At 65.4% G+C, this 25,471-nt stretch carries 18 protein-coding genes; 11 read left to right on the top strand and 7 right to left on the bottom strand.

Translation table 11 applies throughout. The annotated features are described in order from the left end of the window. The first annotated feature begins 145 nt into the window (after positions 1 to 145). The 3 genes from BM167_RS14475 (at position 146) to gdhB (ending at position 4,600) form a co-directional block, all read left to right on the top strand. Positions 146 to 1,807 (top strand): aldehyde ferredoxin oxidoreductase family protein, encoded by a 1,662-nt coding sequence (locus BM167_RS14475; RefSeq protein ID WP_092893444.1) that lies wholly within the window; start codon positions 146 to 148, stop codon positions 1,805 to 1,807. Between the two features lie 102 nt (positions 1,808 to 1,909). After that, positions 1,910 to 3,088 carry a M24 family metallopeptidase gene (locus tag BM167_RS14480; RefSeq protein WP_092893445.1) on the top strand — a complete coding sequence of 393 codons (1,179 nt, stop codon included), beginning with the start codon at positions 1,910 to 1,912 and terminating at the stop codon, positions 3,086 to 3,088. A gap of 234 nt (positions 3,089 to 3,322) precedes the next feature. Beyond that, positions 3,323 to 4,600, top strand: a complete 1,278-nt coding sequence (gdhB, locus tag BM167_RS14485) for a glutamate dehydrogenase GdhB (protein ID WP_092893446.1) — start codon at positions 3,323 to 3,325, stop codon at positions 4,598 to 4,600. Between the two features lie 45 nt (positions 4,601 to 4,645). Here the strand turns inward: gdhB and BM167_RS14490 are convergent, their stop codons facing one another. Together BM167_RS14490 and BM167_RS14495 are read right to left on the bottom strand one after the other, a co-directional pair. Continuing rightward, entirely contained in the window at positions 4,646 to 7,789 is a 3,144-nt protein-coding gene (locus tag BM167_RS14490; protein WP_092893447.1) for an FAD-binding and (Fe-S)-binding domain-containing protein, read from the bottom strand. Positions 7,790 to 7,792: 3 nt separating this feature from the next. After that, positions 7,793 to 8,764 (bottom strand): D-2-hydroxyacid dehydrogenase, encoded by a 972-nt coding sequence (locus BM167_RS14495; RefSeq protein WP_092893448.1) that lies wholly within the window; start codon positions 8,762 to 8,764, stop codon positions 7,793 to 7,795. A gap of 131 nt (positions 8,765 to 8,895) precedes the next feature. On the opposite strand from BM167_RS14495, the gene BM167_RS14500 reads away from it, so the two are divergent. Genes BM167_RS14500 through BM167_RS14510 form a run of 3 tightly spaced genes read left to right on the top strand, consistent with a single transcriptional unit; the run spans position 8,896 to position 12,351 of the window. Continuing rightward, positions 8,896 to 10,173: an amidohydrolase gene (locus BM167_RS14500; protein WP_092893449.1), complete on the top strand. Its 1,278-nt coding sequence runs from the start codon at positions 8,896 to 8,898 to the stop codon at positions 10,171 to 10,173. Continuing rightward, entirely contained in the window at positions 10,170 to 11,426 is a 1,257-nt protein-coding gene (gene ilvA / locus BM167_RS14505; RefSeq protein WP_177213387.1) for a threonine ammonia-lyase, read from the top strand. Before BM167_RS14500 ends, ilvA begins: the two co-directional genes overlap by 4 nt. A gap of 4 nt (positions 11,427 to 11,430) precedes the next feature. Then, complete coding sequence (locus BM167_RS14510; protein WP_092893450.1) at positions 11,431 to 12,351, top strand: DMT family transporter; 921 nt, start codon at positions 11,431 to 11,433, stop codon at positions 12,349 to 12,351. Between the two features lie 28 nt (positions 12,352 to 12,379). Here BM167_RS14510 and BM167_RS14515 read toward each other — a convergent pair whose 3' ends face one another. From BM167_RS14515 to BM167_RS14525, 3 genes are all read right to left on the bottom strand, one after another. After that, entirely contained in the window at positions 12,380 to 13,723 is a 1,344-nt protein-coding gene (locus tag BM167_RS14515) for an aminotransferase class III-fold pyridoxal phosphate-dependent enzyme (RefSeq protein WP_092893451.1), read from the bottom strand. Positions 13,724 to 14,499: 776 nt separating this feature from the next. Continuing rightward, the gene (locus BM167_RS14520; protein ID WP_092893452.1) at positions 14,500 to 15,315 is read right to left on the bottom strand and encodes an IclR family transcriptional regulator; all 816 of its coding nucleotides are present in this window, start codon (positions 15,313 to 15,315) and stop codon (positions 14,500 to 14,502) included. 222 nt (positions 15,316 to 15,537) lie between these two features. Beyond that, on the bottom strand, positions 15,538 to 16,785 hold the full coding sequence (locus BM167_RS14525) for a Zn-dependent hydrolase (RefSeq protein ID WP_092893453.1): 1,248 nt from the start codon (positions 16,783 to 16,785) through the stop codon (positions 15,538 to 15,540). A gap of 127 nt (positions 16,786 to 16,912) precedes the next feature. On the opposite strand from BM167_RS14525, the gene BM167_RS14530 reads away from it, so the two are divergent. Genes BM167_RS14530 through BM167_RS14545 form a run of 4 tightly spaced genes read left to right on the top strand, consistent with a single transcriptional unit; the run spans position 16,913 to position 22,629 of the window. Then, positions 16,913 to 18,586: an ABC transporter substrate-binding protein gene (locus tag BM167_RS14530; protein WP_092893454.1), complete on the top strand. Its 1,674-nt coding sequence runs from the start codon at positions 16,913 to 16,915 to the stop codon at positions 18,584 to 18,586. A gap of 16 nt (positions 18,587 to 18,602) precedes the next feature. Further along, positions 18,603 to 19,562 (top strand): ABC transporter permease, encoded by a 960-nt coding sequence (locus BM167_RS14535; RefSeq protein ID WP_092893455.1) that lies wholly within the window; start codon positions 18,603 to 18,605, stop codon positions 19,560 to 19,562. Continuing rightward, entirely contained in the window at positions 19,562 to 20,461 is a 900-nt protein-coding gene (locus tag BM167_RS14540; RefSeq protein WP_092893456.1) for an ABC transporter permease, read from the top strand. The genes BM167_RS14535 and BM167_RS14540 overlap by 1 nt, the downstream gene beginning before the upstream one ends. Beyond that, the gene (locus BM167_RS14545) at positions 20,458 to 22,629 is read left to right on the top strand and encodes a dipeptide ABC transporter ATP-binding protein (protein ID WP_092893457.1); all 2,172 of its coding nucleotides are present in this window, start codon (positions 20,458 to 20,460) and stop codon (positions 22,627 to 22,629) included. Before BM167_RS14540 ends, BM167_RS14545 begins: the two co-directional genes overlap by 4 nt. A gap of 29 nt (positions 22,630 to 22,658) precedes the next feature. On the opposite strand, the gene BM167_RS14550 is transcribed toward BM167_RS14545, so the two are convergent. Next, the gene (locus tag BM167_RS14550; RefSeq protein ID WP_092893458.1) at positions 22,659 to 23,363 is read right to left on the bottom strand and encodes a DUF1028 domain-containing protein; all 705 of its coding nucleotides are present in this window, start codon (positions 23,361 to 23,363) and stop codon (positions 22,659 to 22,661) included. A gap of 233 nt (positions 23,364 to 23,596) precedes the next feature. Between BM167_RS14550 and BM167_RS14555 the strand changes: the two genes are divergently transcribed. Further along, positions 23,597 to 24,247, top strand: a complete 651-nt coding sequence (locus tag BM167_RS14555) for a hypothetical protein (protein WP_092893459.1) — start codon at positions 23,597 to 23,599, stop codon at positions 24,245 to 24,247. Between the two features lie 121 nt (positions 24,248 to 24,368). Here the strand turns inward: BM167_RS14555 and BM167_RS14560 are convergent, their stop codons facing one another. Then, positions 24,369 to 25,334: an alpha/beta hydrolase gene (locus BM167_RS14560; RefSeq protein WP_092893460.1), complete on the bottom strand. Its 966-nt coding sequence runs from the start codon at positions 25,332 to 25,334 to the stop codon at positions 24,369 to 24,371. Positions 25,335 to 25,471: the final 137 nt, after the last annotated feature.

Raw genomic sequence — 25,471 nt, forward strand, 5'->3', positions numbered from 1 at the left:
CCGTGTTGATGTGTGACTAGCATAAATAAGTTATCCACAGTAATCATACAGCACGTACACAGTTACTGAAAACACGCTCGTCTCACCGGGAGGTTAGATCTATCACCGCAAATAATTAAGGCCCTACGCGAGGAATCGCCGACCAATGTTACACTCGAAGGGTCCACTCGTGTCCATCGACGTGGGAACACGAGAGACGAAGCGTACCGACGTCACCGACGTTCTCGAATCCTACATCGGCGGCCGGGGCGTCGCGACCAAACTCGCACACGACCGCATCCCGTTCGACGTCGACCCCCTCGGCCCGGAGAACCGAGTTCTGTTCACCACGGGACCGATGCAGGCGTCGAACATGAGTTTCACCGGGCGGATGAACTGCACGGCCGTCTCGCCGCTTACCGACGGCCTCCTCTCTTCGAACGCGGGCGGGTTCATGTCTCGGCACTTCGCCGACACGGGGAACGCCGCCGTGGAGTTCGTCGGCGAGAGCGACGAACTCGTCGTCGTCCACGTGAGAGACGACGGCGTCCGGTTCGAGGAGGTACCGAACCTCTCTGGTGCGACGGTGCCCGAGACGGTCGAATATCTGGACTCCGAACACGACATCGGGTCGGACCAGACGGCTATCGTCGGACCGGCGGGCGAAAACGAGGTACGATTTGCCTCCGTGATGACCTCGGAGGAACGTGCGTTCGGACGCGGCGGACTCGGCGCGGTTCTCGGGTCGAAGAACGTCAAGGCCGTGACCTTCGAGGGCGACTCCGCGCCGGAGATAGAGATTCCGGCGGGGCAGATGGAGATTCACCGCGAGGCGGCGACAGACGACAACATCATGAAAGAACAGGGCACCGTCGCGGTGATGGACCTCGCGAACGAAGTCGACGGCCTCCCCTCGTACTACTTTTCGGAGCAGACGTTCGCAGGCGTCGAGGGGATAAACGGCGACGCCGTCGCCGAGAAGAAGTACAAGAAGGGCACCTGCTCGGCTTGCGCGTTCGCCTGCAAACTCCCGACGAGAGACGAGGAACGCGGCGTCGAGACGGAGGGGCCGGAGTTCGAGGTGGCGATGGCGTTCGGATCGAACTCGGGCGTCGACGACATCGTCGACGTGATGAAGTCGAACCAGTTGTGCGACGAGTACGGCCTCGACGCCATCTCGGCGGGCAACACCGTCGCCGCGTACCTCGCGGCCGAAGACGAGTTCGGCAACCGCGAACTCATCTGGGACCTCGTCGAGAAGATAGCCCACCGAGAGGGCGTCGGCGATACCCTCGCGGAGGGAATCGACCGCGTCCACGACGAACTCGGCGTCGAAAACTGGACGGTAAAGGGGATGGACTTCGCCGCCCACGAGGGGCGCGTCCTCCACGGACAGGGCCTCTCCTACGCCGTCGCCAACCGCGGCGCAGACCACATGTACGCGACGTTCTACTCCGTGGAGTACCCCCTCGTCCCGCAGGACCAGGCGGTGGACCCCGAGGGGGCCGTCGGGAAAGCGGGCATCCTCGCCGAACGCGAGGACCTGATGGCGCTGAACGACAGTGGCGTCGTCTGTAAGTTCTCCCGCGACTACATGACTCCCGAACGCTACGAGATGCTGTTCGGCGCGGACTTCGAGGAACTCCTCGACGTGGGCGCGCGGACCGTCACGCTCGAACGCCACTTCAACAACAAGCGCGGGTTCGACCGGGACGACGACAGACTCCCGTACGACCTGCCGGAGTTCGAGGCGGCGCTCGAAGAGTACTACGAGACGCGCGGGTGGACGGAGGAGGGCGTGGTTCCGGACGGACGAGTTCCCGTCTGACCGCCCGCCGCGCCGTCTCCGACCCGTTACACAGTTTCCGTAGCCTCTGTACACAAAAAAGTTATATCGCTGTTGGTCGAATCTCCTTAGAGAACCGGTACCATGCCACAGCCAACGTTCGAACGGAGCGAGTACGAGAGACGCATCGAACAGACGAAAGAGCGGATGCACGAGGAGGAACTCGACGCCCTCGTCGCCACGGACCCCTCGAACATGAACTACCTGACGGGGTACGACGGATGGTCGTTCTACGTTCCGCAAGCCGTCATCCTGACCGTGGACCGCGACGAACCCGTCTGGGTCGGCCGAGGGATGGACGCGAACGGCGCGCGCGCGACGACGCAACTCTCGGACGAGAGCATCCGCGCGTACAGCGACGACCACGTCCACTCGCCGCACGACCTCCACCCGATGGACTACGTCGCGGACGTTCTCGCGGAACTGGACGTAGGCGACGGACGCGTCGGGTTGGAGATGGACGCGTACTACTTCACCGCAAAGTCCTACACCCGCTTGCAGAAGAACCTCCCCGAGGCGACGTTCGAGGACGCGACGCTTCTCGTCAACTGGGTCCGCGTGATAAAATCCGACCGAGAACTCGAATACATGCAGGAGGCCGCCCGCATCTCCGAGGAGGCGATGGTCGCGGGGTTAGACGCCGTAGAGGAGGGTGTCCCCGAGTACGAGGCGGCGCGCGCCATCTACGACGCTCTCATCCGCGGCACCGAGGACTACGGCGGCGATTACCCCTCTATCGTCCCTCTGATGCCGTCGGGAGACCACACGGGGACGCCGCACCTCACGTGGACGGACCGCGAGTTCGAAGAGGGCGACCCGGTCATCATCGAACTCTCCGGATGTCGGCACCGCTATCACTCGCCGCTCGCGCGGACGACGTTCGTCGGCGACCCGCCCGCGGCGATGGAAGAACGGATGGAGATAGTCGTCGAGGGTCTGAACGCCGCCCTCGACGCCGCGGAACCGGGCGTCACCTGCGAACAGGTGGAGAAGGCGTGGCGCGACGTCATCTCGACGTACGACATCGAAAAGGAGGACCGAATCGGCTACTCGATGGGTCTCGGCTACCCGCCGGACTGGGGCGAACACACCGCGAGTCTCCGACCGGGAGACGAGACCGTACTGAAGGAGAACATGACGTTCCACATGATTCCGGGTCTGTGGTTCGACGACTTCGGAGTCGAACTCTCGGAGACGTTCCGCGTCACCTCCGACGGCGCGGAGACGCTCGCGGAGTTCCCGCGGAAACTGTTCTCGACCTGACCGTCGTTCCGCGCTGATACGCGGAGTTCAGACGGCATTCCGCCGCCCGCGTCCGGGCGGCCCGGGTTCCCGCGGCGTCGGCGTGGCGTCCGACCGATTTCGGTCAGCGTAATATTTCTCCGGCCGCGAGCAAAATATTCGGTCGTACGGCGGTTATCGAGCGGATTTCGAACGACGGCTTCGAACGCATCCGGTTCTTTTAAGCCGATGCTTCGTCATTGCGTTTCCGTATCCATGTCAGCAGACGAAGACGGCGCGGGAGAATCGAACGCCGACTCGGCACTCGTCACGGCGCGGCGGCAACTCGAACGCGCGGCGGCGCACGTCGACGTGGACTCGAACGTCATCGAACGGCTCCGCCACCCGACACGGGTCGAACGCGTCTCGGTTCCCCTCAAACGAGACGACGGGTCGCTCGACGTGTACACGGGCTATCGCGCCCAACACGACGACGTTCGCGGCCCGTACAAGGGCGGACTCCGATACCACCCGGAGGTCACCTCCGACGAGTGTATCGGCCTCTCGATGTGGATGACGTGGAAGTCCGCCGTGATGGACATCCCGTTCGGCGGCGCGAAAGGCGGGGTCGCCGTGGACCCGAAGCAACTCTCAGAGCGGGAAACGGAACGGCTCACGCGGCGGTTCGCACAGGAACTCCGCGACGTGGTCGGACCGAAACGGGACGTTCCCGCGCCGGACATGGGGACGGACGCCCAGACGATGGCGTGGTTCATGGACGCCTACTCGATGCAGTCCGGCGAGACGACGCCCGGCGTCGTGACGGGTAAGCCGCCGGTCATCGGCGGCAGTTACGGCCGCGAGGAAGCGCCCGGGCGGAGTGTCGCCATCATCACCCGCGAAGCCGTCGACTACTACGAGTGGGACCTCTCGGAGACGACAGTCGCGGTTCAGGGGTTCGGGAGCGTCGGTGCGAACGCCGCCCGCGCCCTCGACGATTGGGGCGCGAACGTCGTCTCGGTTTCGGACGTCAACGGCGCAATCTACGACCCCGACGGACTCGACACGCACGACGTGCCGACCCACGAGGAGCAACCCGAAGCGGTGATGACGTACGACGCGCCGGAGAAAATCTCGAACGAGGAGATTCTCGAACTCGACGTGGACGTTCTCGTCCCGGCGGCGGTCGGTAACGTTCTCACGTCCGACAACGTAGACGACGTGCAAGCCGACCTCATCGTCGAGGGCGCGAACGGCCCGACGACGTTCGCCGCCGACGCGATACTCGAAGAGCGCGAAGTTCCGGTCGTTCCGGACATCCTCGCGAACGCGGGCGGCGTCACCGTCTCGTACTTCGAGTGGTTGCAGGACATAAACCGACGGCAGTGGACGCTCGAACGCGTCCACGAGGAACTCGAGTCCCACATGCAGTCCGCGTGGAACGACGTGCGAGTGGAGTACGAGGCGCGCGACCTGACGTGGCGCGACGCCGCGTACGTGGTCGCACTCCAACGCGTCGCGGAGGCGAAGTCCACCCGCGGTCTGTGGCCGTAACGCGCTCGGAAAAACCAGCGTTCTCTTTCCGCGCTCGCTTCGCTCTCAGCGCTCTATCGCCGCGGCGATTTTCTCGACCGGATGCGGCGGCGTCTCCTCGGTCCGGTCGCCGAGTTGCGTCCGGCAGGACGCGCCGGGCGCGACGACGGCGTCGCCCTCGCTTTCGCCTATCTGACCGAGGAGCACGTCGGCGATGGACTGACTCAGCGAGTAGTGCTCGGCCTCGTAGCCGAACGACCCCGCCATCCCGCAGCATCCCGAGTCGAGGGCGTCCACGTCGTAGCCGACGGCTTCCAGCACCGCGGCGGCGTGGCCGTCTTTCTTCGTCGCCTTCTGGTGACAGTGGCCGTGGTACGTCAGCGTCTCGTCGGGGGCGTCGGCGGCGAGTTCACTGTCGAGTCCGAACCGGTCGAGGTACTCACAGACTCCGTAGGCGTGCGCGGCGACGCGTTCGGCGTCCGTCCCCGACAGCAAGTCGAGATAGTCGGATTGGAGCATCACCGCGTCGGACGGTTCGACGAGCACCACGTCCCACCCCGATTCGACGAGGGGGGCGAGTGCGTCGACGTTCGTTCGGGCGCGCTCCCGCGAGACGTCGAGAAAGCCCTTCGAGTGTGACGGCCGACCCGTGGCGGTGACGCCCTCCGGAACCCGGACGCGGACGCCGGCCGCTTCGAGGACTCGGACGGCGGCCTTCCCCGCGTCGGGGTGGTTGTAGTTCGTGTACGTGTCGGGAAAGACGAGGGCCCGACGCGTCGCTTCGGACTCGGAGGCGTTCGAGTCGCCTCGGGCCGTTCGCGCCGCCGCCGCCCGTTCTTTCGAGGCGGCCGCGCCGCCTCGCTTTTCGAACCACTCCTCGAAGCTCTCGCGGTGGAACGTCGGCAGGTCGCGTTCCCTCGCGATGCCGAGCGTCTTCTCCGCGAGGAAGCCGGACCCGGGGAGGTTCGCCAGCCAGTTCGAAACCGGCGCGAGAGCGGAGCCGACGGCGTTGAGCGTATCGACGTCGGCAAAGAGGCGTTCGCGGAGGCTCGCGCCCTCAGCCTCGTGGTGGGCGTGCTCGACTTCGGCCTTCAACTTCGCCATGTCAACCTCGCTGGGGCAGTCACGCTTGCAGCCCTTACAACCGATACAGAGGTCCATTACCTCGCGGAGGAACTCGTCTTCGAGCATCTCGCCGTCGCGCAGGTCACCGCTCGCCGCTTGTCGAAGCAGGTTCGCCCGCCCGCGGGTGGAGAGGCTCTCCTCGCCCGTCGCGCGGTACGTCGGACACATCACGCCGCCGGTGGTGTCCTGTTGGCCGCGGCATCCGCCGCACCCGTGACAGAGTTCCGCCATGCCGCGAAAGCCGTTCTCGTTCCGCCAGTTCAGCGCCGGTTCGAAACCGGCGTCGAACTCGTAGTCGCCACCGAACCGGAGAGCTTCGGTCATTCGCACCGCCCGCGCCCGGTCCGGCGCGTCCTCGGGAACCTCCTCGCCGGGGGCGTACCCGCAGACCTGCCCGGGGTTGAGGAGCCAGTCGGGGTCGAACGCCGACTTCAGGTCGCGGAACAGCGCCCACACCGGGTCGCCGTACAGTTTTCGATTCCACTGGGTGCGCGCGCGGCCGTCGCCGTGTTCGCCCGACACGGACCCGTCGTACTCCACTACGAGGTCAGTCACCGCGTCCGAGATGGCCTCCATCTGGCGGACGCCCGCCGGACTCGTCGCGTCCACGAGGGGGCGCATGTGCATACACCCCGGTCCGGCGTGAGCGTAGAACGACGCGAACGTGTCGTTGTCCGCCAGAACTTCTCGGAAGTCGGCGACGTACTCCGCGAGGTTCTCGGTCGGCACGGCGGTGTCCTCGATAAAGGAGATGTGCTTTGCGTCCGACGTGCGCGAGAGGAGGATGGGCATTCCGCTCTTTCTGAGCTTCCACAGTCGAGCGCGCTCTGACTCCTCGTACGCCTCCAAGGCGTCGAACGCCCGAACCGGGTCGGCGTCGCCGTCGGCGTCTCCGGTCGCGCCGCCGTCCGCCGCGCCGGACCGTCCGGCCACGCGGTCGGCGACCAACCGCCGGACCTGTTCGCGGCGGTGTGCGTCGTCCTCCGCGTAGAACTCCACTAACAGCGCCGTTTCCGTCTCCTCGGGAAGCATCGCGGCCACGTCAGCGAACTCCTCGGTGTCGCGGGCGAGTTCGATGAGGACGTCGTCGATGGCCTCGACTGCGGCCGGGTCGTGGTTGCGGACGATGGCGTCCACGTCGGCCATCGCGTCTAACAGGTCGCGGTACGTGAGGAGTGCGACCGATTTCGTCTCCGGAATCGGTTCCAGCGACACCGTCGCCTCGGTGACGACGCCGAGTGTCCCCTCGCTTCCGGCGAAGACGCGGGCGACGTTGACCGCCCCCGACTCCGCCTCTTCGACGACTCTATCGAGGTTGTAGCCCGAGACGTTCCGCTTCAGTTGCGGGTACACCTCTCGCACCGCGTCGGCCTCCTCGTCTACGACCCGCCGAACGGCGTCGTAGATTCGCCCCTCGATGCCGCCGTCGGCGTCCGCGCGGGCGCGGAGTTCCGACAGCGACACCTCACCGAAGGTGGCCACGGTGCCGTCCGCGAGAACGACTTCGCACTCCTCGACGTACGCGTCCGTCTTGCCGTACTTCAGGGAGTGTGCGCCCGTCGAGTTGTTGCCGATAGCGCCGCCGACGGTGCTTCGGTTCCCGGCGGCGGGGTCGGGTGCGAACTTCAACCCGTGCGACGAGAGCGTGTCGTTCAAGCGCGCGAGGGTCGCTCCCGCCTGTACGCGCGCCGTCTGGTCGCGGGGACTCGCGTCGAGTACGTCGTCCATGTACCGCGCGAAGTCGAGGACGACGGCCTCGTTTACGGCCTGTCCGGCGAGACTCGTCCCGCCGCCGCGCGGCAGGACCGGAATCTCTCGCTCGGCGCAGTACTCCACGACAGCGCTCGCGTCCGCCGTCGAACACGGGAAGACGACGCCGACGGGCGTCATCTCGTACGAGGACGCGTCGGTGGCGTACAGTTGCCGCGAGTAGTCGTCGAAGCGGACGTCGCCCTCGATTACCCCTTCGAGGTCCGAGACCACGCCCGGGCGGGCCACGTCGCCGCCGGCGTAGTCGTAGTTCGCCCGCGGGTCTGCTGTCGGGTCGGCGACAGAGTCGCCGGGAGTCGCGTCGTCTGCGGCCACGTCTCAGTCGTCCCTCCGCGCGAGAACCTCGTTCACGAGTTCCCCGCCCTCGTCCAGTCGGTTCACGTTCTCGGCGACGATGTCGGCGAGTCGGTCCCAGTGCTTCGGCGTGTGACCGCCGGTATGCGGCGTGACGAGGCAGTTTTCGAGGTTCCAAAGCGGATGGTCCGCTTCGAGGGGTTCGGGGTCCGTCACGTCGAGGGCCGCGCCGCGAATCTTGTTCGACCGGAGGGCGGAGACGAGAGCGTCGGTGTCGACGATGCCCCCGCGGGCGGTGTTGACGAGGACGGCGTCCGTCGGCATCGTCGCGAACTCCGCGTCGCCGACGAGTCCCCGCGTCAGGTCGTTCAGGGGGCAGGCGAGGACGACGTAGTCGCTCCGGGAGAAGGCGTCGTGGATGGCGTCCTCGTCGAACCCGACCACCTCGTCGGTCGGTCCGCCTTTCTCGGGGGTGTAGCGGACGCCGATAGTCTCCACTTCGAACCCTTGGAGACGCTGTACCACCGCCTGCCCGATAGAGCCCAGACCGACGACGGTGACGGTGCTGTCGGTGAACTCGCCGGACTGGAAGTGCCGCCACTCGGCGTTCTGCTTGCGCCGCCACCCCTCGTGCAGGCGGCGCGCGAACACGAGCATGTTGCCGATGGCCTGTTCTGCGATGCCGGGCGCGTGGATGCCCCCGGCGTTCGTCACGCCGACGCCGCGTTCGTCGAGTTCGTCCATCGGGACGTGGTCCGTACCGGCGAACGTGCACGCGAACAGTTCGAGGTTCGAGGCGTCCTCGACGAGTCCGGGGTCCACCGTGATGCCGGTGACGACGCGTGCGTCTCTCACGAGTTCCCGTTCCTGCTTCGGCGTCCGGGCGTGCACGACGGTCCGTTCCGGGAGTCGGGCGCGGAGTGCTTCTGCGTACGATTCCATCGAGAGTCCTTCCGTCCCCTCGCGGAGGACGACGATATCTGGTGTGTCGGTCATGTCACTCACTCTGCGTCTCTTCGACGCGAGCCGTTGACGTGTGATTGTCTCTGTCGAACTTAGTCCTTCGTGTATCCGCTATGCACGGAATTTGTGTACAGTTAAGTGGACGGGGCGTGTTACTGGGTCGTATGTCAGAGGCAACCACGATCGACCTCCGTCAGTTGCGTCGTCGCCTTCACCGGTATCCGGAACCCGCGTGGCGGGAGTTCTACACAACCGCCACACTCACCGAGGAAGCGGAGTCCATCGGCGTCGACGAACTCGCCGTCGGCCCCGACGCCTACGACCCCGAAGACAGGATGGCCGCCCCGGACGAAGAGGAGGTTCGGCCGTGGATGCGCCGGGCCGTCGAACGCGGGGCCGACGAGGAACTCGTCGAGAAGATGGCGGGGGGGAACACGGGCCTCGTCGCCGTCCTCGAACGGGGCGAGGGGCCGCACGTCGGACTCCGCGTCGATATCGACGCCCTGTACATCGAGGAATCGGAGTCCGACGACCACCTCCCCGCCCGCGAGGGGTTCAGATCGGAAAACGAGGGGACGATGCACGCCTGCGGCCACGACGCCCACATGACGTGGGGTCTCGCGGTTCTCGACGCGGTGAAGCGAAGCGACTTCTCGGGTCGGTTCACCGTCTTCTTCCAACCGGCGGAGGAGGTGTCCGGCGGTGGGTGTCCGATGGCGAAAAGCGAGTACGCCGCGGGCCTCGACTACCTCTTTGCGGCCCACGTCGGCTTGGACCACCCCACGGGCGAAGTCATCGCGGGCGTCGAACGGATACTCGCGATGTGCCACGTGGACGCGACGTTCGAGGGGACGTCGGCGCACGCGGGGAAAGCACCGAACGAGGGCGACAACGCGATGCAGGCTCTCGGGACGGCCATCCAGAACGCCTACGCCATCCCCCGGCACGCCGACGGGATGACGCGCGTCAACGTCGGCGTCGCGGAGGCGGGGACGGCGAGTAACGTCATCGCCGAGAAGGCGACCATCCACGGCGAGGCGCGCGGCGAGACGACCGAACTCATGGAGTATATGAAGGAGAAACTCTCGCACACCCTCCGAACCGCGGCCGAGATGCACGGATGCGAGGCGGAGGTGAACGTCGTCAGCGAGTCCCCCCGCGTCGATAGCGACACGGAACTGGCGGGCGTCGTCGCCGACGCGGCGGAACGCGTCTCGGGGGTGGACTCCGTCCTCCGGCACGCCAACTTCGGCGCGAGCGAAGACGCCACGTTCCTCATGCAACGCGCCAAAGACGAAGGCGGGACGACTACGTTTCTCATCGTCGGCACGGACCACCCGACGAGTCACCACACGCCGACGTTCGACGTGGACGAGCGAAGTCTCACCATCGGCGCCGAGGTGTTGACCGACGCGATTCTCTCCGTCGGGGGGTCGTCGTGACGGGCGACGACGCGCCGGTGGACGCAGAGTCGGTCGTCACCGTCGCGGATGTGAGTGCCGCGCGCGATCGAATCTCCGAGGTGGCCCACGAGACGCCACTCGACGTCTCTACCACGTTCGCCGAGATGTCGGGCGCGGCGTCCGTCGGCCTCAAACTGGAGAACATGCAGCGAACCGGGTCGTTCAAGATTCGCGGTGCGTACAACACGATGGCGACGCTTCCCGAGAACGTCAAAGCGCGCGGCGTCGTCGCCTCCAGTGCGGGCAACCACGCGCAGGGCGTCGCACTCGCCGGACGACTCCTCGGCATCGACACCACCATCGTCGTTCCGGAGGTGACGCCCGCAGCGAAGATAGCGGCCACCAGAGGCTACGGCGCGGAGGTGGTCGTCGAGGGCGACATCTACGAACGCTCCTACGAGTACGCCCTCGAACTCGCAGAAGACGAGGGGTACGAGTTCGTCCACCCGTTCGACGACGAGGGCGTCATCGCCGGGCAGGGGACCGTCGGGTCGGAGATAGTCGAACAGTACCCCGACGTCGACACCGTCCTCGTCGCCATCGGCGGCGGCGGCCTCATCTCCGGCGTCGCGACCGTTCTGAAAGCTCACGACCCCGACGTACGCGTCGTCGGCGTCCAACCCGAGGGGGCCGCACACGCGAAACCGTCGCTCGAACGCGGCGAGATACACCAACTGTCCGAGGTGGACACCGTCGCCGAGGGCATCGCCGACACCCGCTTGCTCGGAAAGACGTTCGCGGTCGTCAACGAACTCGTGGACGACGTGGTGACCGTGAGCGACGAGGAGATTCTCGTCGCGGTGACGTTGCTCGCCGAACGCGCCAAAACCGTCGTCGAAACCGCCGGTGCCGCGCCCGTCGCCGCCCTCCTCTCGGACGCCGTGGACGTGACCGACGAACGCGTCGCCGCCGTCGTCTCCGGCGGCAACGTCGACCTGACCGAACACGGCGAACTCACCCGGACGGGGTTGATGTCTCTCGACCGGTACGTCGAGGCCCGACTCCACGTCGCCGACTGGCCGACGAGTCTCGGCACCGTCGGCGACGCGGTGTCGGACCGCGGCGCGGGACTCGACGCCGTGGAACGGGCCAGACGGACGGACGCCGACCATCCGAACCGGACGCCCGTCTCCGTCGGATTAGAGGGGAGCGGACCCGACCACCTCCGGAAGGTACTGGCGGCGGTGGACGAACTCGACGGCGTCGCCGTCGCGTCTCACACACTGGATTGAGCAGATGTCCGTCACCCTCGCTCTCGTCTCGTCGGTCTGCTTCGGGTTGCAGACGCTGTTCGTCAGACACGGCCTCTCGCGGGACGAAGAGAGCACGCCGTTGGCCGCCGCGGTACTGACCCTCGCGACGAGTTCGGTCCTTCTCACGGTCGTCCTCGCGGTCCAGCGAGGGGTTCCCACGCTCCCCGCAGTGGCGCTTCTCCTGCCGTTCGTGGTCGCCGGCGTCCTCGACCCGGGCATCTCTCGACTGCTCTACTTCGAGGGCATCGACCGAGTGGGTCCCTCCGTCGCCGCCGCGGTCACCGCCGGGAGTCCCGTCGTGGCGACGTTCGTCGCCGTCCCCTTCCTCGGCGAACGCGTGACGCCGCTGAAAGCAGTCGGCGTCGGACTGGTCGTCGTGGGCGTCGCCACCATCCAACTCCGCCGGCCCCCGTCCGGCGGGTCCGAGTCGGCCGGCGAGTTGGACGCGGTGAGACGGGAACTCGTCGGCACCTCACCACGGGACCTGTCGTTTCCCCTCGCGGCGGCGGCGACCATCGGCGTCTCGTTCGTCGTGGTGAAGTTCGGGCTAAACGGCCCGGTCGGTACGCTCTTCGGAACGACGGTCGCTCAGTTCGCCGCCATCGCGACGTTGATTCCGCTCGCTCTCTGGTCCGAACCCGCGAGGGACTACGCGCGGACGGCGAGTCGGGAGGGGGCGGCGTCGTTCCTCCTTGGCGGCGTCGCTGTCGCGACGGCGTGGTACGCGATGTTCCTCGCTCTCGACGCGGGGTCGGTGGTGACCGTGCTTCCGGTCGTCAGCACGTATCCGCTCGTCGTCGTCGCCGCGTCGTACGCGTTGGCGCGCGAACGGCCGAAGTCGCCGGTCCTCCTCGCCGCGGTTCTCGGAATCGTCGTCGGTGCGGCGGCCGTCCAAATCGGGTGACGCGGAAAAAGAACGCCGAACCGCGAGGTCAGGCGGCCGCCTCGACGGCCTCGGCGAAGATGCCGACGCCGAGTTCTATCTCGCGTTCCGTCGAGTCCAACGGCGGGAGCAGTCGAATCGTGTTCTCCCCGCATCCGAGCGTCAGGAGACCGCGTTTTAACGACTCCTCGACGACCGCGTCTCTACGCTCTGCGGTGTCGAACTCCACTGCGAGCATGAGGCCCTTCCCGCGGACGTCCGCCACGTGGTCCGGGGCACCGTCGCGGAGCATCTCCTTTGCCTGCCGACCGCGGGCCGTCGCGTTGTCCAACAGGTCGTGCTCTTCGATGGCTTCGAGGGTGAACACGCCCTGCATCGACGAGAGGATGTCGCCGCCGCCGAACGTCGACCCCAAGCGGTTCTTCTCCTCGGGGAACATCTCCTTTCGGGAGATGGTCGCGCCGACGCGGAGCCCTTTCGCGCTGGCGATGACGTCAGGTTCGATGGGGTAGTGGTCGGAGGCCCACATCTCGCCCGTCCGGCCGACGCCCGATTGAATCTCGTCGACGACGAGGGGGATGTCGTACTCGTCGGTGACGTCGCCGACTTCGCGCATGAACTCGTCGCTCGGGAAGCGATAGCCGCCGACGCCTTGAATCGGTTCTATCACGGCGAACGCCACCTCGTCGGGGTTGACGTGCCCGCCCTCGGGGGAGAGACTCCGGCGGAATTGCGACCCCGCGCCCGTGAAGAACCCGCAGTCGCAACTCGCGGCGTCGCAGTCGCGGTCCACGCAGAACGGAACCGTCTGCATCCCCGATATCTCGGGGTAGTGACGGGTGTACACCTCGCTCGACCGTGTCACCGACAGGGTGCCGAACGTCCGGCCGTGGAAACTTCCCTCGAAGGCGACGCCGTACTTCGCCTCGGGAGTGTGGTCGTACGATATCTTCATCGCGTTCTCCACCGCCTCCGCGCCGGAGTTCGAGAGGAAGACGGTGTCCATCCCGTACTGGTCGGACACCTCGCAGAGTTCCTTCATCAGGTGGCTCGACCCGGGGAACTCCGTCGATTCGGGGTCCGGGCCGGAACCGAAGTACATGTCCTGTCCGGCTATCTTCATCGGTTCGACCAGGTCGAACTCCCGAAGTTTCCCGAGAATCTTCTCGTTGTTGTAGCCCAACGGGGCCGCGCCGATGTGGCACGTGAAATCGAGGAGGACGTTGCCGTCCACGTCAGTCACGAACGGCCCGTCCGCCTCCGCGGTCACGTCCCAGACGAACTCGTGGGAGTACTCGCTCGGCGCCGCGTGTTCGGAGTGGAAATCGATCCACTTCTCGGCGTTCGGTCCGGGCAGACCCTCCGCTGTCGGCTCCGCGGCATGTCTATCCATACACAACGAGTGTGTATGTCGTACATTAAAACTAATTATTTTCGGAGGCGAATCCGTGAATTAGAGTTCACGGCCGCAGAAGGTGGATACCCCCCGGCCACGTTGACGGCGGTATCACCACCGGCCGCCGAACGAGGGGCATCCGACCGTATTCCGAGACTATCTCCTCGTTATCTGCTCTCGACAGATAGATTTCGTTGTAACGAGTGGGTTTGACTTATCGTCGCTGTCGAACCACGTATAGAATATATAACTGTGTCTTTTGGAGGATAAAAACTAGTCTTCTTACGAATAGAGGGAGAAAGACAATCAATCGAACAACTATGGCGCATTCTCGGCTCTCTCCCGATAACGGTTTAGAAACGAAGTCTGAACCGGAATCACGGAGATAAAAACGACTCGCCTATGTAATGATTAATGTTCACTCGGCTCACGAGAGTTCCGTTCGGCCGCGACGGTAGACCCGGACTCGGAACTCGGCAGTGTCGTCTCTGCTGGACTCGAACAGTCGAATTCAGGAGTGAAGACCCGTCCCGACCGCTCTCGCGAGGGATACACGGGATTCACGCCGACCGTCGTCGGCCGGCCTCCGGCGGCGGTAACGACCCAAGCGCCCGACACGACCGAATTGTCACTTTTACCTCGATTATTCGCTTTTATGTCTACTTCCTCCGGAAACTAACGCCTCATCGTCGCGAGAAAGCGTTTCGAAATAACGAACCGTAACGTCTCTCGAACGGCAGACGGGCGTTACAGTAGTATGCGTGTAATGGCTGTCAGCTGAACGTCGGAAACTCGTCGTCCGTCTCCTCCATGTTGACGTTGACTTCGATGACGTTTGCGGTGTTGACGACGCTCTCTACGAGTTCGTCGTGGTAGTCGGGTTCCTTCATCCGGCGAACCGGGCCCGAGACGCTGATGGACCCGAGAATTCGCCCGTGGCGGTTCTTCACCGGCGCGCCGATGGCTTGGAGTCCTTTTATCTCCTCTTCGTCGTTGAGCGAGTAGCCCCGTTCGCGTATGGTTTCGAGTTCCTCGAACAGTCGCTCTCTGTCGGTGATGGTCGCGTCCGTCTTTCTCGGTAGACCGTACCGGTCGATGATCCACTCGACGCGTTCCTCGGGGAGGTGCGCGAGGATGCTCTTGCCCGTCGCCGAGAAGTGGAGGTAGTCGGCTCGCTGGAGTTTGTTCACTTGGTAGTCGCTCCCGACCGCCTTCTCGCCGCTCACTTTGTAGAGGTTCACTCCGAGTCCGTGCTGCTCGGTCGCCAGATGCGCGTACTCTCCGGTTTCGGCGGCGAGTTCCTCCAACTCGGGCTTCCCGATGCGGTAGAGCGTACTCTGGTTGCGAACGTACTCGCCGACGAGGAGGAACTGCAACGAGAGGCGGTACTGTCCCTCCTCTTTGACGACGTATTTCTCCTCGCGGAGACTGCTCAAGTAGGTGTAGACGACGCTCTTCGAGAGGTCCAGATGGTCGGCGAGTTCGGTGACGCCCGCCCCGTCGAGTTCCTCTAACGCTCTGACGACGTCGAACGCGCGAGACACCGTCTTCAGCGTCCGCGGCGAACCGTTCGTGCGTTCGTTGGGCATACCGTCTCTTCCCTCGCTTCGGTCTTATGTGTTCGTATTCTACAAACCCGTTCGGCGGCATCTGTTCACCCTCGCGTCGGTTCTCGCTCCCTCCGTTCGCGGAGATGGCTCTCTTCGTGGGTTCTCTACGTTCTCTCGCCGTTCTGCTCTCGTCCGAACCGGCGGCCAGGCGTTCTCATTTGACAAACCCGTACGTTCCCGGAACGGGCATCGAAACGGCGACTACTCCGTGGCCAGCGATGCGAGTGCCCCGGCGAGGACGCGCGTGGCGTCGGCGCAGTCCGCCCAGTCCGTCCACTCGCGCGGGTTGTGCGAGATACCGTCGCGAGAGGGTGCAAACAGGAGTGCGGCGTCGGTCACGTCCGCGACGTGCATCGTGTCGTGTCCCGCGCCGGAGTGGAGGTCCATCGTCTCTAACCCCGCCTCCGCCCCGGCGGCGTGGAGTGCGTTCCGGCACCGGTCGTCCATCTCGACGGGCCGCCGGTTCCAGGGATGTTCGAGCGTCGTCGTGACGGGTCGCTGGCGTTCGAGTCTGTCGAGACTCGCCCGCGCCTCGTCGATGATGTACTCGATCGATTCGTACTCCACGTCTCTGACGTCCACCGTCAGCGATGCTCTCCCGGCGATGACGTTCGGCGCGTTCGGCGACACGTCGAACTTGCCGACGGTGCCGACGGCCGTCTCGGACGTCTCCGTCCGTTCGGTCGTCGCGCGTTCGATATCGAGGACGAACTCGCTGGCGGCGGCGAGTGCGTCCGACCGGTCGTCCATCAGCGTCGACCCCGCGTGGTCCGCCTCGCCCTCGATTTCGACAGCGCACCGCGAGAGACCGACGATGCTCGTCACGACTCCGGCGGGGACACCCGCCTCCGCTAACCGTTCCGACTGTTCGACGTGCAGTTCGACCCACGCGTCCCACTCGCTGGCGTCGAGGCGTCCGTCGCCGCGGAAGCCGATGTCGGCCAACGCGTCGCCGAGGGGGATGCCGTCCTCGTCCTCGATTTCGAGCGCTTCCTCGACGGACATCTCTCCGACCGCGACCGCCGACCCGACGAGGCCGCCGCCGAACCGTTGCCCCTCTTCTTCGGTGAAGTTCACGACTTCGACGGGTCGGACGGGTTCGACCCCGGCGTCCTGCATGGCGCGAACGCTCTCCAGCGCCGCGTACACGCCGAGCGGTCCGTCGAAGATGCCGCCCTCGGGGACGGAGTCGAGGTGACTCCCCGCCGCGACGGGGGCGGCCTCGGAGTCGGCGCTCTCCGGGTCCCACCGACCGACGACGTTTCCGACGTCGTCGATTCGGATGGTCAAGCCGGCGTCTCTGAGTCGTTCGCAGAAGAACTCTCTCGCTCGCCGGTCGGAGTCGCTCGCGGCCAAGACGGTTCGTCCTCGACCGTCCTCGCTCGGGACGGCACCGAACTCCGCGTTCGATTCGATGTCGCTGCGGAGTCGTTGCTGGTTGACTTGCATGGTCGTTGCTACCGTGGTTCGCTACGAACCCTACTTTACTGTTCGCAAAACGCGCCTCTCTGTTCGACCGGTCGAACCGGACCCCCTACCACAAGCTTTATGATATTCTCTGTGTTCCTCAGCGTGTATGCAAGAGAATGGCAAGGGATCCGACTCGCCAGACGACGCTGCGGACGCAGTTCGACGGGGACGTTTCGACCGCCGGACGTTCCTCGGCGCGGCCGCATCGACGCTCCCCTTTGCGCTCGCCGGGTGTGCGGGCGACTCGGGGGATAGCGATTCCGACGGCGAATCCAACGACGTCGCCGGTTCGGGAGGAGAGACCGACACCAGCACCGAGGCGATGGGCAACCCGAAGACGGGCGGAACGCTCCAGTGGGGCGGTGCCGTTCCGGTGCAGGGTCTCGACCCGCACATCGACACCTCCGCGGCATCGAAGCGCGTCTTAGAGAACATCTACGAGGAAGTCGTCGCACTACAGGACGACTACTCCATCGAACCGCACCTCGCGAAGTCCTTCGACCAATCGGAGGACAACACGCTGTTGACCTTCGAACTCCGCGAGGGTGTCACCTTCCACAACGGCAAGGAGATGACCTCCGAAGACGTTCTCGCGACGTACGAACGCGTTCAGAACGGCGACTACCTCGCGACGGGCTTTTTCGACCACGTCGAGGAACTCCGTGCGCCCGACGACTACACGTTCGAGATTCAACTCACCGAACCGTTCGCGCCGTTCCTCGCGAAGATGGCGACGGCCGAACTGTCCGTCATGCCCGCGGAGAACGCCGAGAAAGACAACGTCGAAGAACCCATCGGCACCGGCCCGTACCAGTTCGATAGCCGCGAGATAGAGACGTCGTTCACGATGACCCGGTACGAGGACTACTGGGGCGCGAGCGACGAGGACGGCCCGTTCATCGACACGATAGTCAAAAGCGAGATTCCGGATTCGAGCGTGCGGCTCCAGTCGTTCCTCGCGGGCGAGTACGACTTCATCAACGGCATCGCGCCGAAAGACGTCTCCCGCGTCGAGAGCGCTCCCGACGTCCGGTTCGAGAGCCAGTTCCCGAAGTCGCTCGTCTATCTCGGTCTCAACTGCGACGAGGAACCGTTCGATAACAAAGACGCGCGACTCGCACTCGACTTCGCCATCGACAAAGAGGAAGTGGCGGAAGCGGCCCTGTACGGCACCGGAAAGACGACGGCGTCTCCGGCCGCGCCCGACAGCCCGTGGGTGCACCCGGACATCGGACCGCGCTCGCAGGACTTCGACAAAGCCCGCGAACATCTCGAAGCCGCCGGGATGCCCGACGGCTACTCGGCGACGTTCAAGATTCCGCAGTCGTACCCGACGCAGGTGCAGGCCGCGGAGGTCATCGCCGACCAGGTTTCGGAAGTCGGAATCGACCTGCAGATTCAACAGATCACGTGGAGCACGTGGCTCTCGGACGTCTACTCGGACCGCAACTTCCAGGCGACGACGAGTTCCTACCTCGCGCTTTGGTACCCCGACGTGTCGTTCTACAAGTTCCTGCACCCCGACGGAGCCTTCTTCTTCACCGGGTGGGAAAACGAGGAGTACAACGCGCTCGTAGAGGAGGCACGGACCATCTACGACGAGGACGAACGCGCGGACCTCTACCACCAGGCGACGGAGATTCTCCACGAGGAACGCGCCGGCCACCTGTTCTTGTGGTGGCAGCCGAGCCTCTACGGGGCCGCCTCGCAGTACAAAGGAAAGATCGGGGCCCCCGACGGGTCCACGCTCCAGTTCTGGAACAACTGGCTCGATAGCTGAGACGGTACCACGACACATGTCGATGTACAACTACGTCGTCCGTCGCATCGGGTTCATGGTGGTGACGCTGTTTTTCGTCACCCTCATAGCCTTCGGCGTCACCAACATCCTGCCCGGTGACGTCGCGTTGCTCATCTTGGGCCCGAACGCGACAGAAGAGTCGCTCGCAGCGCTCCAAGCCCAACTCGGGCTGAATCGACCGCTGTACGTGCAGTACTTCGATTGGGTCGTCGGACTCCTCCAAGGGCAGATGGGCGAGTCGCTTCGATTCGGCGAACCGGTGGCTGACCTCATCGCGGAGCGACTGCCGCGTTCGCTGCTTCTCGCGTTCGCCGCGACGTTCGTCGCCGTCGTCCTCTCGATTCCCCTCGGCGTCTACGCCGCCGTCAACCAGAACGAAGCGCCCGACGTGACGGCGTCTATGTTCGCCTTCGTCGGCATCTCGATGCCGATATTCCTCTGGGGACTCGTGTTCATCCTCGTCTTTGCGGTGTGGTTGAACCTGTTTCCCACCGGCGGGTACGTCTCGCCGTCGGAGGACCTCGTGGGTGCGTTGACTCGACTCGTACTCCCCGCGGGCGCGATGGGCTTTGCGCTCACCGCCTACATCATGCGGATGACTCGCTCGTCGATGCTCGAAGTGCTGAGCGAGGAGTACATCAACCTCGCCCGCGCGAAGGGGATGAGCCAGCGAGTCATCGTCCTCCGCCACGCCCTGAAAAACGCCGTCATCCCGGTCATCACCGTCGTCGCGTTCCAGTTCAGTTACGCCTTCGGGGGCGTCGTCGTCCTCGAAGAGGTGTTCTTCTGGCCCGGCATCGGCCGGTTGACGCTGACCGCCATCCAGAGCCGCGACATCCCCCTGATTCAGGGGTGTATCGTCGTCGTCGCACTGATATACATGTTCTCGAACTTCGCAGCAGACCTGTTGTACGCGTACTTCGACCCGCGAATCCGGTACGGGGGTGAGGAGTGATGGCCGCAGAACAGCAGTCCTCGGAGGAACGACCCCTGATAAGCGACGCGCAACGGGAACGCGCGGTTCGGTTCGCCCGCAAGTTCCGGAGCAACACGAAGGCGATGATAGGGCTGACGCTCGTCGTTTCGCTCGTCGTCGTCGCCATCTTTGCGCCCCTCATCGCGCCGTACCCGTACGCGGAGACGAACATCCAAGAGCGAACGGAAGCGCCCTCTCTCGACCACCCGATGGGGACCGACGACTTGGGGCGCGACATCTTCAGTCGCGTCGTCATGGGGAGTCGAATCTCCCTGTACGTCGGGTTCGGCGCTATCTCGGGGGCGCTCCTCGTCGGTGCCGTCATCGGCGTCGTCGCGGGCTACTCCGGCGGACTCGTCGACGAGATACTCATGCGCGTCATGGACGCCGCGATGGCGTTCCCGCCGGTGTTGTTGGCACTGACGCTTCTGGTCGTCCTCGGCCCCGAGTTGATCAACGTCATCATCGCCTTGGGGTTCGTCTACACGCCGTACATCGCCCGCGTCACGCGGAGTGCGGCGTTGGCGGAGCGAAACGAGGCGTACGTCGAGGCGGCCGTCGCGCGCGGCGAGGGCAACTCCCGCATCGTCTTCAGCGAGGTGCTCCCGAACTGCACGGCACCGATACTGGTTCAGGGGTCGCTCAACGTCTCGTTCGCGATCCTCGCGGAGGCGAGTCTCTCCTTCCTCGGCCTCGGCGCGCAACCGCCGCGGCCGTCGTGGGGACTCATGATAGACACCGGGCGCGGGTTCATGGAAACCGCTCCGTGGATGCTCCTGTTCCCGGCGTTGGCTATCGGTATCGCTGTCGTCGGCTTCAACATGCTCGGCGACGGACTGCGCGACGTTCTCGACCCGAAGGTGGACGCGATAGAATGAGCACGCACACTACGCAGACGGCGGCGGACGCACAGACAGCGGCGGACGGAGACGAGAGACCGCTTCTCGACGTGCGCAACCTCCGCACGGAGTTCCGCACCGAGAACGGCCCCGTCGTCGCCTCGAACGAGGTGTCGTTCACGCTCGAACGCGGCGAGACGATGGGTCTCGTCGGCGAGTCGGGGGCGGGCAAGTCCGTCACCGCGCGGTCTCTGATGCGCCTCATCGACTCGCCGGGCGAGATAACCGGCGGACAGGTCGTCTTCGACGGCGAGGACCTCCTGCAGAAGACGGACGCGGAGATGCGCGACGTGCGGGGCAACCGCATCGCGATGATTCCGCAGGACCCGATGTCTTCTCTCAACCCGGTGATGACCGTCGGCGAGCAGATAACCGAGACGGTCCGCAGACACCAGGACGTGACGAAACGCGAGGCCAGAGAACGCGCCATCGAGTCCATGGAGGAGGTCGGAATCCCCGACGCCGCCGACCGAATCGACGACTACCCCCACGAGTTCTCCGGCGGAATGCGCCAACGCGTCCTCGTCGCTATCGGGTTCTCCTGCGAACCGGACCTCATCATCGCCGACGAACCGACGACTGCGCTCGACGTGACCACGCAGGCGAAGATTCTCGACCTGCTGAACGACCTGCAGGACCGCCGCGGGATGGCGGTGCTGATGATAACGCACAACCTCGGCGTCGTCGCGCAGACCTGCGACCACGTCGGCGTGATGTACGCGGGCAATCTCGTCGAGACGGCTCCCTTAGAGGACCTGTTCGACCGACCGCGACATCCGTACACCCGCGCTCTCATCGACTCGATTCCCGCGGTCGATACGGACTACGACGAACTCCCGACGCTCTCGGGGGCGATGCCGGACCTCGGTGACCTGCCGACGGGGTGTAACTTCGCCCCGCGGTGTCCGCACGCCACCGAGGAGTGCCGAACCGGCGGCGACCCGAAACTCCGCTCTGTCGGCGATTCGGCGTCGAAGGCGGCCTGCGTCCACGCCGGGGAACTCGACCTCTCCGAGACGACGGCGCACGCCCGCGGAAGCGGACGGCGCGGCGTGGACCGGAGCGGCGACCCGCTATTCGAGGTGCGCGGACTGAAAAAGTACTTCCCCGCGGGCGACGGCATCCTCGGAAACGTCCGTCTCACCCGCGAGGGCGGCGGCCTCCCCACACTCGAGCGGAGATACGTCAAAGCCGTAGACGACATCAGCTTCGACGTCTACCCCGGCGAGACGGTCGGACTCGTCGGCGAGTCCGGGTGCGGGAAGTCCACCGTGGCGCGGACCGCCCTCCGCCTTCTGGAACCGACCGAAGGCGAGGTGTACTTCGACGGGCAACCGCTTCACGAACTCGGGTCCTCGGAGGTTCGGAGCCTGCGCCGCGAGATGCAGATCATCTTCCAAGACCCGCACAGTTCGCTCAACCCCCGGAAGACCGTCGGCCAGATAGTCGGTCGAGCGATGGAGAAACACGACATCGCCACCGGCGACGAGAAACGGCGGCGCGTCCGCGAACTCCTCGAACGCGTCGGTCTCTCGGGGGCGGCAGCGAGCAAGTACCCCCACGAGTTCTCCGGCGGCCAACAGCAACGCGTCGCTATCGCGCACGCGTTGGCTGTCGAACCGAAACTCATCGTCTGCGACGAACCCGTCTCCGCACTCGACGTCTCCGTGCAAGCGCAGATTCTCAACCTGCTCTCGGAGATTCAGGCCGAGTCGGGCATCTCCTATCTGTTCATCTCGCACAACATCGGCGTCGTCCGGCACATCTGTGACCGCGTCGCCGTGATGTATCTGGGGAAGATAGCCGAGTTCGGCGAGATAGAGCAGGTGTTCTCCCCGCCGTTCCACCCCTACACCGAGAGTCTACTCTCTGCGGTTCCGCACGCCGACCCGAACCGGAAGACGGACCGAATCCTCCTCGAAGGGAGCGTTCCGAGTCCGATAAACCCGCCGTCGGGATGCCCGTTCCAGACGCGGTGTCCGAAGAAGATCGGCGACCGCTGTGAGACGGAGGTGCCGTCGCTCGAAGACGTCGGCGACGGCCACGAGATATCGTGTCACCTCTCCCTCGAGGAGATGAGCGAACAGGAGTCGTTCATCGCTCCGGCGGCGGAAAGCGAGGGGCGGGCCCTCGGCGACTCGGACTGACCGCTCCTTTCGGTTTCTCCCCTCGGCGCTCAGTACTTCACGCCGAAATCGAGCAGTTCGGGCGGATACTCCCCGAACGTCTCGTCCGTCTCCTCGCGTATCTTCGCTTTCGCCCGCCGCGCCTCAGTCAGGAGTTCGCGGAGGTCGGAAACCGGAGTCTCCGAGAGGTCCACGCGGAGGTTGTGGTAGAACTCGGGGTCCGGCGCGTGGACGAGGAGCGCGGCGCTGAGTTCGCCTCGCTCGTCGCCGCCCGCGGCCGCCCCCGCTTCGAGGGCGGTCACGAGGCGGTCGGCCATGTCGCCCGTCGCGGACTCGTACGCTTCGGCCGTCGCGCCCACCACCTCGCGTCCGGCGAGCATGTTCCCCGCGACGGTGTAGTCGTCGCCGACGCGGTGACCGCACCACTCGACGCACTCCGCGCCGGTGAAGACGAACTCGCTTTCGGTACCGACGCCGTGGACCTGCCGGTAGGCGGCGCGTTCGTCCGCCGCGAGACGCTCCGATAGCGCGTCTTCGAGTCGGTCGCCCGCCGCCGCGCGCGCGACGCCGTCTCGCCCGTGTTCCGTCTCGGTGTACGACTGCGTGACGACTGCGGCGGCCTCGCTCACGTACGGACAGGTCGCGCCGACGCACACCGTCCCGGTCGTCACCGCCGCGCCGTAGACGTTCGATTCGGGGTCGCGCGCGGCGATAGAGAACGTTCCCGGCGCGTGCCGGAGGGACTCGCTTTGCATCGGTTCCCCGTCTCGGCGTCGCGATATATAGCTCCGCATTCGACGACCTCCGCCGTTTCGAACCCCGTTAGAGGTGCGCTACCCGCCGTAGGCGGCTCCTCGTGCGGTACACGATGCTTCCATCGTCCACCGATGTCTCCGGGCGTTAGTTTCCGTTTATCTGTATATTCACTCCATTACACCTGCATACTGTCCCCGTTACAATGCCTCGTCCGAACGAAGCGGAGACAACTATGGGCGTCGGCCGTTCCCCGCCGGAGTCTCCCTCGTCGGACCGAGTCGGTCTCGGGTCGGTCCGAACGACTCTCGAACGCGTGGCGTCGGTCGGGTGGCTTCCCGCCGTCGTCACCGTCTGGTTCTTCGCCGTTCAACCGTCCATCGTTCGCTTCCGACTCTTCACGCTGCAGTCGACGCTGCCTTCGTCTCCGGAAGAACTTCCCCTCCGCCTCGTCGGCGTCTTCGCGCACGTCCTCTTTCACGACCCGACTCAACGCCCGCCGGTACACCTGCTGAAGAACCTCGGTCTGTTCGCCGTCGCCTCAGTCGGGTTCTTGAACGTGGACGAACCCGCCGACGCGATTCGCGCGGTTTACGCCCGTCTGGTGGTTCTCACTCCCCTGGTCGCGGCGGCCGTGTTCGTCCTCGCCGGACAGACGAGGTTCGGATACGGTGCGTCGGCGGTCGGGTTCGCGTTGACCGGATACGTGGCGGGCGGAACCGTCTTCGGAGGTGTCCCTCACCGTCACCGGGGCCTCGCGCGCGCATTCGTGCTCTACGGGGTCGTCATCGTCGCCGGAGATATCGCGACAGGCGGGTTGGCCACGTCGCTGCACACCAGCGGATTCGCGTTCGGGGCGTCGTACGCGTGGGTCTCCGAGTCGTAGTCGGTCGCGATACCCGTTCGACGATATCGCACCACCGGCGGATGTATGGGAGGCGGCCGAACCGCTGAAGCGAAGGTCTATTCACCCATCGACTGCAGTTTCGGACTCTCAGTCGGTCGTCTCAGCCCGAGAGGTCGTCCAGCATAGTCGTAAGCGCTTCCTCCGCGTGCGACCGCATCGGTTCGACGAACATCCCGACGAACCCGTGTATCTGGTCGGGGAGGTGATGGTGTCGGACGGGGACTCCCGCCTCGGCGAGGCGACTCGCGTAGGCGACGCCCTCGTCTCGGAGGGGGTCGAACCCGCAGGTGAGCACCGACGCGGGCGGCAGGTTCGAGAGGTCCCGTGCCCGCAACGGCGAGGCGTACGGGTGTTTCCCGTCGAGTTCGTCGTCGAGGTAGTGGCTCCAGAACCACCGACTGTCCGCGCGTTCGAGGTAGTACCCCGTCGCGTTCTGTTCGTGCGACGCCGTGTCGAAGGCGTGTTCGGTCGCCGGATAGACGAGCAGTTGCCGTTCGAGAGAGGGGCCGTCGAAGTCGCGAAACGCGAGTGCGACGGCCGTCGCGAGGTTCCCGCCCGCGCTGTCACCGGCCACCGCCACCCTCTCTCCGTCGCCGCCGAGAACGGCGGCGTTCTCGACGACCCACCGCGTCGCGGTTCGGCAGTCCCGCAGTCCGGCGGGAAACGGATGCTCGGGCGCGTGGCGGTAGTTCACCGAGACGACCACTCGCCCGGAGGCGGAAGCCACGTGGCGGCAGGCGGCGTCCATCTTGTCGAGTCCGCCGAACACCCACCCACCACCGTGGAAGTAGACGACGACGCCCCGCCCCTCGTCGCCGGACGGCCGGTAGACTCGGAGCGGAATCGACCGCTCCGGTCCCGGAATCGAGAGGTCGAACACGTCCTCTACGTCCGGTCCCGCCGTCCGTTCGACGAGAAGCGAAGACTGCTCTCGCGCGGACTCGACGGAGAGGTTCGCCGTCGAGGGATGCCCCCGCGCCGCCACCTCGTCGAGAAATGCCCGCGCGTCGGGATGTAACTCGGTTCGTCCCGCTCTCTCGTCTACCGCGTTCGAATCGTCCGTCATGGTCGCTCCGAACTCTCGTCTCCGCGTGCGGTGCGTCCCTCGAACTCCGCCACGACTGTCGTTTGCATACGTGTCACGAACGTGTCTCGGTACCAAAGAACTAGGGCGGCCGTTACTCCGTCCGACTGACGGATGCT

Source organism: Halopelagius inordinatus (assembly GCF_900113245.1).
GTDB classification, from domain to species: Archaea; Halobacteriota; Halobacteria; order Halobacteriales; family Haloferacaceae; genus Halopelagius; species Halopelagius inordinatus.